Annotated in this window: 17 protein-coding genes; 12 read left to right on the forward strand and 5 right to left on the reverse strand. The window is 51.3% G+C overall.

All coding sequences use genetic code 11. The features are described from left to right. Positions 1-116: 116 nt before the first annotated feature. Both ACFFLD_RS15055 and ACFFLD_RS15060 read right to left on the reverse strand, forming a co-directional pair. Entirely contained in the window at positions 117-866 is a 750-nt protein-coding gene (locus ACFFLD_RS15055) for a transporter substrate-binding domain-containing protein (RefSeq protein WP_386041749.1), read from the reverse strand. 90 nt (positions 867-956) lie between these two features. Continuing rightward, the gene (locus ACFFLD_RS15060; RefSeq protein WP_386041751.1) at positions 957-2,063 is read right to left on the reverse strand and encodes an NAD(P)/FAD-dependent oxidoreductase; all 1,107 of its coding nucleotides are present in this window, start codon (positions 2,061-2,063) and stop codon (positions 957-959) included. 100 nt (positions 2,064-2,163) lie between these two features. On the opposite strand from ACFFLD_RS15060, the gene ACFFLD_RS15065 reads away from it, so the two are divergent. The 11 genes from ACFFLD_RS15065 (at position 2,164) to ACFFLD_RS15115 (ending at position 12,371) form a co-directional block, all read left to right on the forward strand. Next, positions 2,164-3,090, forward strand: coding sequence for a LysR substrate-binding domain-containing protein (locus ACFFLD_RS15065; RefSeq protein WP_386041753.1), 927 nt, complete (start codon positions 2,164-2,166; stop codon positions 3,088-3,090). Further along, the gene (locus ACFFLD_RS15070; protein WP_386041756.1) at positions 3,087-3,995 is read left to right on the forward strand and encodes a LysR substrate-binding domain-containing protein; all 909 of its coding nucleotides are present in this window, start codon (positions 3,087-3,089) and stop codon (positions 3,993-3,995) included. The genes ACFFLD_RS15065 and ACFFLD_RS15070 overlap by 4 nt, the downstream gene beginning before the upstream one ends. Positions 3,996-4,179: 184 nt before the next feature. Next, positions 4,180-5,214, forward strand: a complete 1,035-nt coding sequence (locus ACFFLD_RS15075) for an ABC transporter substrate-binding protein (protein ID WP_386041758.1) — start codon at positions 4,180-4,182, stop codon at positions 5,212-5,214. Positions 5,215-5,306: 92 nt separating this feature from the next. Further along, positions 5,307-6,371, forward strand: a complete 1,065-nt coding sequence (locus ACFFLD_RS15080) for an ABC transporter ATP-binding protein (RefSeq protein WP_386041760.1) — start codon at positions 5,307-5,309, stop codon at positions 6,369-6,371. Further along, on the forward strand, positions 6,364-7,266 hold the full coding sequence (locus ACFFLD_RS15085; RefSeq protein WP_386041762.1) for an ABC transporter permease: 903 nt from the start codon (positions 6,364-6,366) through the stop codon (positions 7,264-7,266). Before ACFFLD_RS15080 ends, ACFFLD_RS15085 begins: the two co-directional genes overlap by 8 nt. Before the next feature lie 11 nt (positions 7,267-7,277). Then, a complete protein-coding gene (locus tag ACFFLD_RS15090; RefSeq protein WP_386041764.1) occupies positions 7,278-8,072 on the forward strand; it encodes an ABC transporter permease in 795 nt (264 codons plus the stop codon). 10 nt (positions 8,073-8,082) lie between these two features. After that, positions 8,083-9,201 (forward strand): NAD(P)/FAD-dependent oxidoreductase, encoded by a 1,119-nt coding sequence (locus tag ACFFLD_RS15095; RefSeq protein ID WP_386041766.1) that lies wholly within the window; start codon positions 8,083-8,085, stop codon positions 9,199-9,201. Continuing rightward, positions 9,176-9,481, forward strand: a complete 306-nt coding sequence (locus ACFFLD_RS15100) for a (2Fe-2S)-binding protein (RefSeq protein WP_386041768.1) — start codon at positions 9,176-9,178, stop codon at positions 9,479-9,481. Before ACFFLD_RS15095 ends, ACFFLD_RS15100 begins: the two co-directional genes overlap by 26 nt. Continuing rightward, positions 9,478-10,866 (forward strand): FAD-dependent oxidoreductase, encoded by a 1,389-nt coding sequence (locus ACFFLD_RS15105; RefSeq protein ID WP_386041770.1) that lies wholly within the window; start codon positions 9,478-9,480, stop codon positions 10,864-10,866. Before ACFFLD_RS15100 ends, ACFFLD_RS15105 begins: the two co-directional genes overlap by 4 nt. After that, positions 10,866-11,984, forward strand: a complete 1,119-nt coding sequence (locus ACFFLD_RS15110) for an NAD(P)/FAD-dependent oxidoreductase (RefSeq protein ID WP_386041772.1) — start codon at positions 10,866-10,868, stop codon at positions 11,982-11,984. The genes ACFFLD_RS15105 and ACFFLD_RS15110 overlap by 1 nt, the downstream gene beginning before the upstream one ends. Before the next feature lie 42 nt (positions 11,985-12,026). Next, positions 12,027-12,371 (forward strand): RidA family protein, encoded by a 345-nt coding sequence (locus ACFFLD_RS15115; protein ID WP_386041774.1) that lies wholly within the window; start codon positions 12,027-12,029, stop codon positions 12,369-12,371. A gap of 52 nt (positions 12,372-12,423) precedes the next feature. Here ACFFLD_RS15115 and rph read toward each other — a convergent pair whose 3' ends face one another. Then, positions 12,424-13,173 (reverse strand): ribonuclease PH, encoded by a 750-nt coding sequence (rph, locus tag ACFFLD_RS15120; RefSeq protein ID WP_386041776.1) that lies wholly within the window; start codon positions 13,171-13,173, stop codon positions 12,424-12,426. A 133-nt stretch (positions 13,174-13,306) separates the two neighbouring features. On the opposite strand from rph, the gene ACFFLD_RS15125 reads away from it, so the two are divergent. Beyond that, positions 13,307-14,185, forward strand: a complete 879-nt coding sequence (locus ACFFLD_RS15125) for a YicC/YloC family endoribonuclease (protein WP_386041778.1) — start codon at positions 13,307-13,309, stop codon at positions 14,183-14,185. Between the two features lie 69 nt (positions 14,186-14,254). On the opposite strand, the gene ACFFLD_RS15130 is transcribed toward ACFFLD_RS15125, so the two are convergent. Continuing rightward, positions 14,255-14,746 (reverse strand): DUF4411 family protein, encoded by a 492-nt coding sequence (locus ACFFLD_RS15130; RefSeq protein ID WP_386041780.1) that lies wholly within the window; start codon positions 14,744-14,746, stop codon positions 14,255-14,257. Next, positions 14,743-15,882: an ImmA/IrrE family metallo-endopeptidase gene (locus ACFFLD_RS15135; protein WP_386041782.1), complete on the reverse strand. Its 1,140-nt coding sequence runs from the start codon at positions 15,880-15,882 to the stop codon at positions 14,743-14,745. The genes ACFFLD_RS15130 and ACFFLD_RS15135 overlap by 4 nt, the downstream gene beginning before the upstream one ends. Positions 15,883-15,922 lie beyond the last annotated feature (40 nt).

Consider the following 15,922-nt stretch of genomic DNA (forward strand, 5'->3'; position numbering starts at 1 on the left):
CGCTAGTTAGCGAACTTTTCCCGCGTCGCCGTCTTCTAGGCAGTACCCATAAGCAACAAGCCGACCCTTGGGTCGGCTTGTTGCGTTGTGGCTAAAAAATAGAAATAACGAATAGACTACTGATCTTTAAAATAGGCGTTATAGATATTATCGAAGGTTCCATCTTCTTTTAGTTCTAGCATCGCCTTGTTAAATTCTTCTATCAGCGCTTTATCTCGTGGGCGGAATGCGGCACCAATCCCTGGGCCATAAATCGATTCAGGACCGGTGATTAGTTCACCTGTTTGTTCAAAACGCTCATCTTGGAGCATTGTTTCTTGAGCAAGGGAGTAAGCAGTGAAAACTAGATCAAGCCGTCCTGCATGCATGTCAGCTACGACGGAGCCTGAATCACCATATCGATGAATATTAGCGTCAGGATAGTAGGTTGTTACATATTCATCCTGGATGGTTGCCTGCTGTACGCCAATTGAGATGTCTGCCAATTCACCGTCTAGATCGTACTCGCTGTTTACGCTTTGCACCCAAACAGAGGGTATCTGATAATAGGGAGCTGAAAAGCTAACTTGTCGTGCGCGCTCTTCCGTAATGTTCATGGCTGAAGCGATAAAATCGTATTTACGCGCCATCAAGCCAGGGATTATCCCGTCCCAACCTTGTTCAACCCATTCGCAGTCACGCTGCATGCGTTCACAAGCGGCATTCACGAGTTCTACTTCAAACCCCGAGATAGTGCCATCGGGCTCTTTATATTGATAGGGCGTATAAGGCAGGTCGACTCCTATACGTAGTGGTTTGTTGTCGGCATGAGCGATACTGCCGATCAATAGTGTAGTGAAAAGCAAGCAGTAGACAGGTTGACGCATTTCGCATTCCTCTTGGTTTTTTATCGATGGTTGTGAGGCGTCGTACTCTCAGTGAATTTTTATTAGTTAGTCTGGTTAAACTGAAGCGGCTTATTTACTAAAGCGAGTGCTTGAAAATTCACTGAATTCACAGTTCAGTTGGTCACGTAATAATGCCTGAGCCAACTCGTTGGAATGAAAGGCGGCTAAACTGATTCCACTATGGCAGTTGAGGTTATAGGCGCCCGGGTAGGTGGTTGATGATTCATAAAGCGGAAAGCCATCGGGCGTCATGACCCTTAACGCTCCCCAAGCACGTACTATCTTGGCATTTTTCAGATGTGGGTAAATGCGCACACCGCGTGCTGCTAGCAATGCCATTATGTCGGTGGTTGCATCGCGGTTTAAGCCAGCATGCTCTTGAGTGTCACCGATCAAGTAACTGCCACTGTTAGTTTGGCGTATCTGGGGGGTGGGCAACTGAGGTACTAGAGGCATTTTTTCTGTTACGAGAATTTGCCCTCTCAAAGGAAAAACTTCTCCGCTCATGCCCAACAACGGAGAGAGGGCTTTAGCTCCCAGGCCAGCGGCAACAACAATGCGTTCTGCTGAAAAGTTACCCAAAGGAGTAGTAGCCGTGAAGCCTGCTTTGGTTGGTGAAAGGTGTTCTACCGCGCATCCAGGGTAATAGCTAAGCCCCAACTGACGGCTGCCCGTCAACAAAGCTCGTAACAGCAACAATGGGTTACAGTGCCCGTCATGGGGAGACCATGTCCCGCCATGGATGTTTTCGCCCAACCCGGGCAGATGGGACAAAAGCGCTTGGCGGTCCAAATATTCCCATCGAAAATGGCGTGAAAGGTAGGGTGATGAGGCCTGTAATTCGTTGTAGCTGCTTATTCGCGCAGCGGCTTCTGCCGCATCAAAGCAGATATCGATACCCCCTTGGCGATGATACTCAAGATCAATCCCGCTTCGTTCGCTGAGTTCATCGGCAAACGCTGGCCAAGCATTACTCGCCGCCAGGCTTAACTCGGTATATCGCGGCATGCCCAAACCTTTTCCCTGTACCCAAGTGAGTCCAGCGTTACCTCTCGATGCTCGCAGAACATCATCTCCTGCATCCAGCAGCGTGACCTTTTGGCCTGCGCGCAGCAGCCCATAGACAACAGCCATGCCTACTACACCGCCACCAATGATTAAGAAGTCAGAGCGCATGCCAAGTGCCATTTAAATAATAGTCTCTCGACTATAGGTAGTGCTGGGCTATACGATCCAATACCAATGATTGTTCACTTCATACATAAAAGTTATGCCTATGCCCCCACTTCATTTGCGAGACCGCCAGATACTTGCTTTCAAACATGTCATGGAAATCGGCACTGTTTCTGGCGCTGCCAGACGTATGTTGATCGCCCAACCCGGCGTTACGCGTTTACTCAAGCAATTAGAGCACGACGTAGGGTTTACATTATTTGAGCGGGTGCGTGGGCGTTTAGTACCGACACCCGAGGCGCGCCTATTTCATCGTGAAGTGCAGCGAATGTGGAGTGGGATAGAACATCTCCGTGAGACTGCACGTCGTATTAGCGGAAGAGAAGTAGGTGGACTGCGTATTAGTGCAATGCCTTTGTTGGGGATTACTTTTTTACCTGATGTGCTTGCGGCTTTTGCCCCTCATCACCCTGATGCACGGCTTGAACTGGCTACTTTTCGTTCGGAGCAAGTCATTGAGGATGTTATTACACAACGCTGTGATATGGGATTCGCTATTGCTGCTGAAGCCGATGATCGAGTGGATAGCGAGGTATTTAGCCTTAGTAGCCTATGTGCATTACCCCAAGACCATTCTTTGGCAGGGCGTGAAATAATAGAAGTAGATGATTTGAATAACCAAACACTAATCAGTTTTGAACCGCAGGATCCTTTGCGAATTGATCTTGAAAAACTCATGGAAACTCGCTGTATCAAACCCAAGCGTTATTTGGAGGTTTCTCTTGCTCTTCAAGCTGTTCGATTAGTTCGTCAAGGTGTTGGCATTGCTATTATCGATCCAATCAGCGCAAAAGCTTTCGAAGGAGAAGAATTGATCTTGCGTCCCTTCGAGCCCCCCTTGAGTGAAAAGTTTGCGCTATTAACAACACGAGACCAGCCTATATCTAAACTTGCAAAAGACTTTATTATTCTGTTTAGAGAACATTTTAAACAAGCCTCTGTATTTTCGAATTGGACAGGTAGCGCATGATTAATCTTAGGCAGATAGAAGCCTTTCGTGCGGTGATGATACATAAAACCGTTACTAGGGCAGCGCAGACGCTGCATGTTTCGCAACCTGCAGTAAGTCGATTGATAAACGATCTGGAGTATTACGTAGGGTTCTCATTATTTCAGCGAAGCAAGGGTCGATTAATTCCAACCCCTGAAGCTTTAGCACTTTATGAGGATGTTGATAGGGCATTTGTAGGGCTTGATAAAATTACCGGTACTGCAAAAGAAATTAGAGAATTTCGAACGGGTAGGCTTTTTTTAAGTTGCATGCCAGCTCTCGCACTCAGCGCATTACCTCCGATTATTCATTCTTTTTCCTCACGCCACCCAGGAATTACGATCTCATTACAAGCTCATAGTTCGCAAAGAGTATTAGAATGGGTGGCAACTCAGCAGTGTGATGCAGGTTTAATAGGCATGCATTTTGAGGATCCCTCAGTCACCGTACTTCCTATTGCTTGCGGTGAATTGTGCTTAGTAATGTTGCCTGAGCATAGGTTAGCGCAACAGAAAACGATTGCTGCAGGTGATTTAGAAGGCGAGCCGTTTGTTTCATTAGGTCAGACACAGGATGTTAGACCCCTTATCGACCATGTTTTCCATCAAGCTGGTGTTGAGCGGCGAATGCGCATCGAAACTCAATTATCCAGCGTTGCTTGTGAACTCGTTTTGTCGGGTGCAGGTGTTTCATTAATAGATCCTATTACCGCTGGTAGCTATGCCTCGCGTGGCCTAGTTATACGTCCTTTTTCACCCAAGATACCTTTCCATTACAGTGCCGTTCTACCTGCTTTTCGTCCTCCATCAAGACTGGTTTTGGAATTTATTGATGAAGTAAAAGTTTATCTGGCTAATCAGCTTGATAATCCCCGCTGCGGCTAATCCATAACATTAGTGAATAGAGTGACTAACAAAAGGCATTAGTCCTGATGCCTTAAGCGGTGCTAGCTTCATAAAAGGTCGCACTGCCCACGCCTTCTGACCGTTTTCTAACCATAACAGAAGCGGTGGCGGCCATTGATAACAACAAGCAAAACACCGACATCAATGACAGGACACTGCAAACATGAAAAAAATGACTAGTCAGACAACTGCTATGGCAGGGCTGATATTCCTTGGCATGAACACCGCTGTCGCTGCACCGCTTTATGTGGGTTCTTATGGGGGTTCTACCGAACAGGCCATGCGTGAAAAGATAATTCCAGCGTTTCTTGAGAAACATGATGCTGAGATTATCTATGTAGCAGGAAACTCCACGGACACTTTGGCTAAACTGCAAGCTCAACGCGGTGACCAAGAACTGGATGTAGTGCTCATGGACGACGGCCCCATGTACCAAGCCGTTAACCTTGGTTTTTGTTCGACTCTAGAAGATACCGAGATGTTGGAGCAGGTTTACGACATCGCCCATTTTCCTGACAACAAAGCCGTTGGGATTGGTCTGGTTGCTTCCGGCTTTGCCTACAATGCTGAGATGTTTGAGCGTAATGGCTGGCAACCACCCTCATCATGGAATGATCTGGCTGATGAAAAATTTGCCGATAAACTAGTCGTTCCTTCCATAAGTAATACTTATGGCGTTCATGCCTTAGTGATGGCGGCGCGTCTCAATGGGGGAAGCGAAAGTGATATTGACCCTGGTTTCGACTTCATGCGAGACCAAGTCGCACCAAACATCCTCTCCTTTGAACCGTCGGCAGGTAAAATGTCCGAACTGTTTCAGAATGAAGAAATAGCCCTCTCGGTTTGGGGGAGTGGACGCTTACGTGCGCTGGCTAGTACAGGCTTCCCTGGTGCCTTCGCATATCCAGAAGAGGGAGCTGTCGCGTTAATGGTGGCTGCCTGCGTCATTGAAGGAAGCGAGGAACACGAGTTAGCCGAGGCTTTTATCGATCATCTGCTAGCGCCTGAATCGCAGGAATTATTGGCCGACACTCAAGGCTGGGGCCCCGCACAGCGGGATGCTCAGTTATCTGATGAGCTGGCAGAAATACTCCCCTATGGTGACAAGGTTGATCAACTGGTAACGGTGGACTGGGATGCCATCAATCCCAACCGGCTTGAGTGGACCAATCGTTGGAATCGGCAGGTCGAACGCTAGATTCGAGTTAACCAATTACCTTCGCTGATACCCACTAAAAGTCACCGTACCCTTACCCCAATTGCTGGGTAAGGGTATGGAGGAGTCCTGTCATGAGCTTCCTTCGCTTAGAGTCGTTGACCAAGCGCTACGGCAGTAATTTTGCCGCACAAGATATTACCCTCGATATTGATCAGGGTGAGTTTGTCTCACTACTTGGCCCGTCTGGTTGTGGTAAGACCACCACTTTACAGATGATTGCAGGCTTCGTTGAGCCTACTCGCGGACGTATCCTAATGGAAGGAGAGGACATTACGTCTTGCAAACCTAACCAACGGGGCATTGGTATCGTATTCCAAAGCTACGCCCTATTTCCTCACATGACTGTGGCAGAAAATGTTCGTTTCGGTCTGGAAATGCGCAAGGTACCTGTCAGCGAAAGTCGCCAGCAGGTGAATGATGCACTAGAGCTGGTACGTCTTGATCATCTTGAGGATCGCTACCCACGCGAACTATCAGGAGGGCAACGCCAACGGGTCGCGTTGGCACGAGCCTTGGTAATTCGACCACCGTTATTACTGCTTGATGAACCGCTCTCCAATCTTGATGCGCAGTTGAGAGAAAATATGCAGATCGAGTTGCGCAATATTCAGCAGCAGGTCGGTACTACCACTCTGATGGTCACTCACGACCAATCAGAAGCACTTTCTCTTAGTGATCGTGTTGTAGTGATGAATCAAGGCAAAGTTGTACAGGTAGACGCACCATTTACAGCTTACGAAAGCCCTAAGAATAATTTTGTCTCTTCCTTTGTTGGTAAGACCAACCTGTTTGCCTGCCATATAGGTCATCGTGAAGGTGGTCAGGCCCAAGTAAAACTTGGCGATTGCCAGTTATTGGTTGCTGTTCCCGACGATATTAAAGGAGATCAGATTCAGCTTTCGATCCGCCCGGAAAAATTGGAGCTGACCCAGCACGCTGCTGGTCAATTACAGGGACGCGTTCGTACAAGGCTATTTTTGGGAAATCACTGGTTGTATCAAGTAGACAGTAGTGCTGGCGAGTTATTGATCACTCAGCCTAATTTGGGTACGCAAGGGGCAGCAGTAGGAGAGGATGTAGGAGTTTGCTGGCAGGAAGGTGCGGTACGTGTCTTGGGGGAGCAAGCACATGGCTGAGCTTATTTCCCAACTATCACCTTTGTCTCCCCGAAAGCGATTACTCACCCCGGTGCCTTGGTTGTTGAGCGCCCCGGGCGCTATTTTCTTCCTCACCCTTTTGGGTATGCCTCTCATCATGACGTTGATACTCAGTTTCAACAGTTTTGATTATTCAGTTGGCATCGTTTCTTCATTTGGTCTAGAGAATTATCGTGAAGTTCTGAGCGATAGTTATTTTCATGAAATATTCCTGCGTACCTATGGCATTAGCATAGCGGTCGTCCTGTTGTGCATTCTCATTGGTGTGCCAGAAGCCTATATTCTTTCACGCATGCGCAATCCTTGGCGTTCGCTGTTTCTAGTCGTCACTTTGGCGCCTTTACTGATTTCAGTTGTCGTTCGAACACTTGGCTGGGTGCTGTTGATTGGAGGCAACGGCTTATTGGGTAAATTCCTTGAGATGACTGGGATCGCCGAGGCCAGTGCAGGTAATTTGATGTACACCCATACCGGTGTCGTTCTTGCCCTGGTCCATGTATTGGTACCGTTAATGGTCATTTCGGTATGGGCCGCCCTGCAAAAGCTTGATCCGGCCGTTGAGCATGCAGGCCTATCGTTGGGTGCTAGCCATGGCACTGTTTTCCGTCGGGTGGTCATTCCACAAGTACTACCCGGTATCCTTTCGGGCAGCTTGATCGTCTTTGCCTTATCTGCCAGCGCTTTTGCGACGCCAGCCATCATTGGTGGACGTCGTCTGAAGGTGGCGGCAACTGCCGCTTACGATGAATATCTCAGTACCATGAATTGGCCCATGGGGGCTGCGATCGCCATTGTTCTTCTAGTGGCTAATGTCGTCGTGGTGATGAGTTACAACCGCATGATGGAGCGGCGTTTTCGTCGCACCTTGGGTTAGGAGTCACCACGATGCTACGTAATAGTAAACTCGCTCTGGCGTTTCACTCGCTGTTTGTTATTTTCCTTCTGGCTCCCTTGGTGGTGGTAATGCTGGTGGCCTTTACACCGAATGGTTATCTTTCCTACCCAACAAATGGATTCTCGCTGCGTTGGTTCACAGCCATCCTTGAACACCATGCTTTCCTCCGTGCTTTCTGGAACAGCCTCTACTTAGGGGGAGCTGCTGCCAGCTTCTCGGCTTTGCTTTCAGTACCCGCCGCATTGGCTATCGTGCGTTACCGATTTAGCGGGCGTGATGCATTAGTAGGGCTATTTCTATCGCCGCTGATGATTCCCCATGTTGTTCTTGGGGTGGCATTCCTAAGCTTTTTCTCCCAGATCGGCATTTACGGTAGCTTCTGGGCCTTGATTGCAGCCCACGTCATTATTGTTATGCCTTATACCATGCGTTTGGTGATGGCATCAGTTTTCGGCATGGATCGTAGTGCTGAAAAAGCCGCCTTATCGCTTGGGGCTTCCCAGTGGACGGCATTCCGGCGTGTCACCATGCCGATGATTTTGCCTGGAGTTGCGGGGGGCTGGATTCTGGCATTTACGACCAGCTTTGATGAATTATCCATGACTATCTTTGTAGCCTCTCCCAGTACTACCACGCTGCCCGTTCAGATGTACAACCACATCGCTCATACCGTTGATCCGTTGATTGCCTCGGTTTCAACCGTATTGATCGTGTTGACAGTGCTATTCATGGTGTTGCTCGACCGGCTCTACGGCATCGACAAAGTTCTCATCGGCAAGGGCTAAGGAGCTAACTATGCAGCAGTGTGATTTCGCCGTCATCGGCGGGGGACTCGTCGGCAGTGCGATTGCCTATGGGTTGGCTAGCCAAGGCCACCAAGTCAGTATCGTCGATGAAGGCGATGTTTCCTATCGTGCCTCACGCGGAAATTTCGGCTTGGTTTGGGTACAGGGCAAAGGACAGGAGATACCTCTTTATTCCCAATGGAGCATGCGCTCAGCTTCCCTGTGGTCGGCCCTTTCTCAGGAACTTGCTGAGCTGACGGGAGTTACTACTCAGCATCACAACCCTGGAGGAGTACATCTTTGTTATAGCCAAGCGGAGCTGACAAGTCGCGAAGCCGACCTTAAAGCGCTAGCTAGAGCCACTAACCAGCAATTCCAGTTCAATATGCTGGATCACGATCAGTTACGTGAGTTGATTCCCGAAATTGGTGAAAGCGTAACAGGTGCTTCATGGTCGAGCTGGGATGGCCATGCTAATCCTCTCTACTTACTGCGCGCATTACAGGCTGGTGTTGGTTTCCATGGCGGCAGCTTATTACCCGTAGGCCGGGTAAAACGTATTCGTCGTAATGGCGAGAGTTACATAATCGAGGGCGGCCAAGAAACCATTTTGGCGGGTCGCGTTATTTTGGCGGCGGGGCTCGGGAATCGTGAACTGGCTCCTCAGGTTGGGCTGGATGCACCGCTCGTGCCCAATCGAGGCGAAATCCTGGTCACCGAGCGTATGCGGCCATTACTGAATCTACCTACCACTTACCTGCGTCAGACAGGGGAAGGCTCGATGCTAATGGGCGATTCCCATGAAGACGTTGGTTTCAATGATGGCACCGAGACCCCCATTCTTGCCCAAATCGCTCAGCGTGCTGTACGCGCACTGCCTGCACTTGCTACGACAAGGGTAGTGCGCAGTTGGGGAGCTTTACGGGTCATGACCCCCGATGGTTATCCTCTTTATCAGGCTTCCGAAAGCCATCCGGGCGTGTTTGTTGCTTGCTGCCATAGTGGTGTGACGTTAGCCGCTGCTCATGCGAAATGTTTGGCGCCCTGGTTTGCGGGCGCTGAAGCACCTGCTGAAATTAGCCCTTTTACTGCGGAGAGATTTCATGTTCAAACGCCTGTCCCCGCTTGATACCACTACTGATCCGGTGGTGACTTTCCATTTTGGCGACCAGGTTGTGACGGCCCGTCCTGGCGATAGCCTCGCTGCAGCACTACTTGCGTCGGGTATCAGTATTTGTCGTACCACGCCGGTTAGTAATGCTCCAAGAGCCCCTTACTGCATGATGGGCGTGTGCTTCGAGTGCCTGGTGGAAGTTGACGGCAATCCCAATGTCCAGGCCTGCCAAGTTGAGGTACGGGATGGAATGCAGGTTCATATGCAACAGGGTGCCCGGAGACTAAGCCTATGATCACACACGATCTTGTCATACTCGGGGCTGGCCCGGCGGGCCTAGCGGCGGCAGCTACCGCTCTCGAACACGGTATCACTCCGTTGGTAATTGATGAGCAGCCTGCCGCGGGAGGTCAGATCTATCGAGCTTTAGAACACACCCCGTTGCGTGATCGTCGGATTCTTGGCGACGATTACTGGTCGGGTGAGTCATTGGTGAAAGGGCTTGCCGATACTCGGATTGACTACCGACCCGGCACCAGCGTATGGCAACTGACTCGTCAACGAGAGATTGGCCTGTTGCACGACGACAAGGCCGAAATGATTCGCGCGCGTCATATTATTTTGGCGACGGGGGCCATGGAGCGACCGATGCCCATTCCGGGGTGGACGCTACCCGGTGTCATGACGGCTGGTAGTGGTCAAATATTGCTCAAGAGTGCTGGCGCAGTACCTGAAGCGCCTGTCGTATTGGCTGGTTGTGGTCCATTACTCTTGTTGTTAGCCGCTCAATATTTGCGTGCCGGCACCGAGGTGGCCGCTATTCTTGATACCACCTCACCTGATCATTATCGCGCTGCGTTCAAATATCTACCCGGCGCTTTACGCAATACCAGCACTTTATTCAAGGGGATAGGGTTACTGCGTGAGCTACGCCGTGCCGGTATTCGTCATATTAAAGGGGTAAGCGCGCTGCGTGCCGAGGGCGATGGTCAGTTGGAGCGAGTCTCTTGGCAACAAAAAGGCGTGGACATTTGGCAGACATTGGAAACGCCCAATTTGATGCTTCATCAAGGTGTTATCCCTAACACTCAAATCACACGAGCGGTGGGCTGCCGCCATGAGTGGGACAAGCAACAATTAGCTTGGCGACCGAGCCTCGACGAATGGCTGAATACTGATATAGAAGGCATAGCAGTAGCGGGGGATGGTGGTGGCATCGTAGGCGCCAAGGCATCGGCCATGCAAGGTCAGTTGGCGGGGTTGGGCGCGGCTCTTGCACTAGGTAAATCGACCTTATCAAACTCCTCCGCCCAGGCACAGTCGGTCCGCAAGGCGCTTTTCCGTGATACCTCAATCAGGCCCTTCCTGGATGCTATGTATCGACCCGCAAAACAGTGGCGTTTACCTGATGACAATACGTTAGCCTGCCGCTGCGAAGAGGTAACTGGGGGTGAAATTAGACGTATGGCCGAGATGGGCTGCCGAGGGCCCAACCAGACGAAGTCATTCACTCGTTGTGGAATGGGACCGTGCCAAGGTCGTATGTGCGGTATTACCGTGAGCGAACTTCTGGCGGATGCCAACCATCAAAGTGTTGAAGAAACAGGCTATTACCGCTTACGTCCTCCCTTCAAACCGGTCACGCTAGGCCAACTCGCCAGTGCGGCGGAGGAAGGCTAATGGCTCGGCGGGTAGTAATCGTAGGTGCGGGCTTTCATGGCTGTAGTGCAGCACTACAGCTTAGCCTCGAGGGCTACAAGGTTACCATTATCGATAAGGCCTATGCCGGCCGACACGCATCGGGAGTCAATGCCGGAGGCGTGAGGCGTCTGGGCCGCCATCCAGCAGAAATACCGTTAGCGATAGCGGCCTGGGAGCGCTGGCAGTGTATGACCGATATTGTCGGTGACGACTGCGGTTTTCGCCCTGTAGGGCAGGTTAAAGTGGCAGAAAACGATGAAGATATGGCTCTTCTTGCTGACCGTGAGCGCCAAGTGCGAGGGCTAGGGTTCCGCCATGAAAAGCTTATCAATCGTGAGGAACTACAGAAGCGTCTACCTGCTTTGGCACACCATTGTCCTGGAGGACTCGCCTGCGATGGGGATGGTTTTGCCAACCCTTATCGAACAGTGACGGCTTGGCGCCGTGAGGCTGAACGACAAGGCGCTGTCTTTCATGAAGGTGTTGAGATAACCATCGTAGAGCCTAGGGGCAATGGCTGGCATCTGAGTAGTGGTAATGAGCATTTCGAGGCCGACTTGCTTGTCAATTGCGCTGGCGCATGGGCAGGAGAACTTTGCGATTTACTGGGGGAGCCTGTTCCTCTTACGGCTGAGGCTCCCATGTTAATGATCACTGAGCGTTTAGCACCGTTTTTAGGAACAGTGGTGGGCGCCACGTCGAGGCCCCTTTCTTTCAAACAATTTGAGAATGGAACGGTGTTAATCGGGGGCGGGGTACGGGGTGTCGTGGATACTGTTCGCCATGTGGCCGACACTCGCTTGGATGGACTGGCGGAGAATGCCGACACCGTCGTCAGCCTGTTTCCGTTCATGCAAGACGCCCGCATTATGCGGACTTGGGCGGGGGTTGAAGCCGTCATGCAGGATCAAATACCCGTAATCGGGCCCAGTAGCCAACATGCCAATGTTATACACGCGTTTGGGTTCTCAGCTCACGGCTACCAGTTAGGTCCTATTACCGGTGAAATAGTCGCTGACCTTGCCATGGAGCGAGAACCAACCCTCCCTATCGCTCCTTTTTCCATTCAAAGATTTCAAGCAACTTGCCCAGCATAGGGTGAGTTAACGTACGCCAATCATGGCAAACAGGAGAGCAATATGATTCAACGTTACATCCAAACCCCCATTATGCACCGTGCAGTAGAAGCGAACGGCTTTGTTTTCTTTGGCGGAATTGTTGCAGACGACCTAACTCTGGATATGGCAGGGCAGACGCGTCAAGTGCTTGGTAAATTGGAAAAGTATTTGGCAGAAGCAGGTACGGACAATAAGCGAATTGTTACCGCAACTGCGTATGTCTCAGACTTGAACCTTAAGAAAGGTATGAACGATGAGTGGACGCAGTGGTTTGATGCAGAACATATGCCCGCTCGAGCCACATTAGGAGTGGCAGACCTCGGGGAGGGAGTACTTCTGGAACTGGTTGTTACCGCCGTTAAGTAAACATCTAAGCCTATGGCTGGGTACTCCCTAGCCATAGGCCTTGAGGTCTTTACTACCCACGCACACCCAGCGCTTCGCGCTGATGGTCGCGTAGTGAATCGCCAGCTTTCTCGGCTAAATCGAGCATGCTGTTCAGTTCGGCGCGGGTAAAGGCGCCTGCCTCGGCGGTGCCCTGTACCTCGATGAGCTCGCCGCTTTCGGTCATCACCACGTTGAGGTCGGTGTCGGCTTTGCTATCTTCCGGGTAATCCAGGTCCAGTACCGGCACGCCTTTATAAATGCCCACGGAAATCGCGCTGACCAGTTGCTTGAAAGGATCGCCTTTGATCTTTTTCTCGCGCTGGAGATAGCGAATCGCATCAATAAGCGCCACGCAGCCGCCGGTAATGGCCGCGGTGCGAGTGCCGCCATCGGCCTGGATCACATCGCAATCCACGGTAATGGTGAATTCGCCCAGCTTCTTCAAGTTCACCGCAGCGCGCAAGCTACGGCCAATCAAACGCTGAATTTCCAATGTACGACCGCCTTGCTTGCCGCGGGTCGCTTCACGGCCACTGCGGGAGTGGGTGGCGCGGGGCAGCATGCCATACTCAGCCGTTACCCAACCCTGGTTTTTACCGCGCAGCCAACGGGGCACACCGGCTTCTACGCTCGCATTGCAGAGTACTTTGGTATCGCCAAACTCGACCAGCACGGAGCCTTCCGCATGGCGGGTGAAGTCGCGGGTCAGGCGAATCTCACGGAGCTGGTCGGCTTCGCGACCGCTGGGGCGAACAACGTCAGGACGCTTAGCACTGCTCACAAATAACACCTCTCACAATAAACGTATTACAGGGAAAAGCCGTCTATTGTACACGTCTAAGCGCATGCTGATTGGCCTATCGGGTAGACTGTTGGCAATGCTTTTTTAATCGTTATTGCTAACAGGATGAATCATGGTCGCTTCCAGCCGCGTACATAGCATGACCGCCTTTGCCCGCACCGAGCAGGCTGCCGACGTCGGCACCCTGCAGGTCGAAATTCGCTCAGTTAATCAGCGCTACCTGGAGCCGCACTTTCGTCTGCCTGAAAGTTTGCGCGACCTGGAGCCCGCCCTGCGCGAGATGCTTCGCCAACGCCTAGCACGGGGCAAGATCGAATGCAGCGTGCGCTTTGAAAGTGTTGATACTGCCCAGGCTCCTACGGTGAATGCGGCGCGGTTAAAAGAGATTGCCGACGCGTTAGCGGCCATTCAGGCGCAGGTGCCCAGCGCATCCGCACCCACCACGCTTGCGCTACTCAACCAGCCCGGCGTGATGGAAACCCAACACTTGGATCAGGAGGCCATCAAGACGGCCGCTAAAGCGCTGTTCGACCAAGCGCTGGATGAACTGATTGACGCCCGCGGCAGAGAAGGCGAAAAGCTTGCCGACATGATCACTACCCGGCTTACCGCCGTGAGTGAGCAGGTAGCCACCGTGCGCAGCCTGCTACCACAGATCCTAGAGCGCCAGCGCGCCCAACTGCTGGAGCGTTTGGACGTTGCCAAGAGCGAACTCGACCCCCAGCGCCTGGAAGCCGAACTGGTGCTGGTGGCGCAAAAAGCTGACGTAGATGAAGAACTCGACCGCTTAGCCGCGCATATCGAAGAAGTCAGCCACCAGCTTTCAGAAAAAGGCCCTAAAGGTCGTCGTCTGGATTTTCTGATGCAGGAGCTTAACCGCGAAGCCAACACGCTCTCGTCCAAATCCGTGGTGGCTGAGACGACGCGGTGTGCGGTGGAGTTGAAGGTGTTGATCGAGCAGATGAGAGAGCAGATTCAGAATATCGAGTGAGGCGGTAAAGTAGATATTCACGGCAGTGACTGCCTTGAATAACCTCAGCCCTAAACCGCGTGGGCTGGCTCATTGACCTAGAACAAATCGAGCTTCTAGCTCACGCAAAAACCGAAAGGTGTTGAGGCAGGGCACTTCAAACTGTTGGCAGATATTAGGGACTTTAACTTTACGTGTATTAACGGCTGCAACAGTTTCATGGGTGACCACACTGGCGCCAATCGCTTTGGCTTTGGCAATAATCCACGGGTCAGCTTTTGCCAAAAAATTGTCACGATTGCCAGGGTTATAGTCGCCTTCCATAACGAACTGCACGATATCAGCAAAGTGTAATTGAGTGCCCTCATCGTCGTTGCTGATGAAATGGTCTGGCCGCTGCCGAGCCCAATCGGCCAACTCATCCTTACCTTCTTTAAGCTCGCGACCAATCATATCGACACTGGCAATGGTACCTAGCGCAAACTGCTTATCCAGCCAGTCCCAATAAGCGGGGCAAATATCCATGCCGTAATACTGGTTTTTCGCTTGTATATAGGTATTTGCGTCCAGTAGATATCTCAAATGCCCAGCTCCTTAGCGAAGCGTTCCATCTTATTGGGTTTGACCCCGCCTAGCAGGGCGCTTGCATCGCGTAACATCAGTTGACCGCTAAGTGCTTCATTCACGACCGCTTTGGAAAAGCTTTGGCTGATTTGAGATTTTTTGGTCTGAAAATAAGTAGGTGTTCCACTGCGCTCACGCATTTTATATAGTGCTTGCTGATCGGTAATATAGCGACCGTATTGCGCTTGAGAGATAAAATCGAGCGTCAACGCACGGCGGGCCAATGCCCAGGTGCTGACATGAAAATGGGCTTCCAACGTAGGTAAGTTATCTTGCCAGTGGGCTAAATCGTGTTGCCAAAGAGAGCTGAACTCGCGTTCTGGTACTAAAAACTCTGCTGCGACGGCATTGCAAAGCACTTCTTGCTGGCGGTGCGTATTAGTATTTCCGTCAGAAATACCAGACTGACCAATCCAGATATGGCAGAGCTCATGAATCAATGTGAACAAACGCGCACCTAATGCATCACCATGATTAACAAAGATAATAGGTGCGTAGTCATCCACAATGGCGAACCCGCGAAACTCCTCCACTCGCAAAGGGCGTGTGTGATGCCCAAGATTGCCTTGGCGCATAACCAAAATACCCAGTGCTTCGATTCGCTGAGTCAAATCGCGGTAATAGTCATCCCATTTGCCACGCTTTGGATGCTCCCCAACGCCTAGCTGAGAACGCATATCAGCGACGATGTCATCAACAGAGTGGTTGGCAGTAAAGCGGCCAACATTTGGGTTGGGCTCGGCAAAGTGCTGCTTCAAATAGTCCCGGTACCACTCCTGGCGCTGAAGCATCAGTTTGACCAAGTCAAGAAGCTCAGCGCTCGGCCGACTGACGCCTTGGCCTTCCAGCGTTCGAAGATCAGGAATAGGCAATGCTTCTTCGGGCGGCTCTGTAAGAAACAGGTAGCCAAAAGGAACATAGGACTTTTCGGCAAACTGCATTGCCTGACGGAAAGTAATGGGCTGTTCACCCGCCTCCCAGGCCAGCAGTTTTTCTTCATGCACTCCGCACTTGTGCGCAAATTCAGGCACCGAAATGCCGGAGCGCTCGCGCGCCCAGGTCAGCATCTGGGTGTTGATATTTGCCTTGGCCATACGGGGCCTTCCTATGTATCTATCTTGGTGGACCGAGTCA

Origin of the sequence: Vreelandella sulfidaeris, assembly GCF_042429665.1 — a bacterium.
In the GTDB taxonomy this organism is placed as follows: Bacteria; Pseudomonadota; Gammaproteobacteria; order Pseudomonadales; family Halomonadaceae; genus Vreelandella.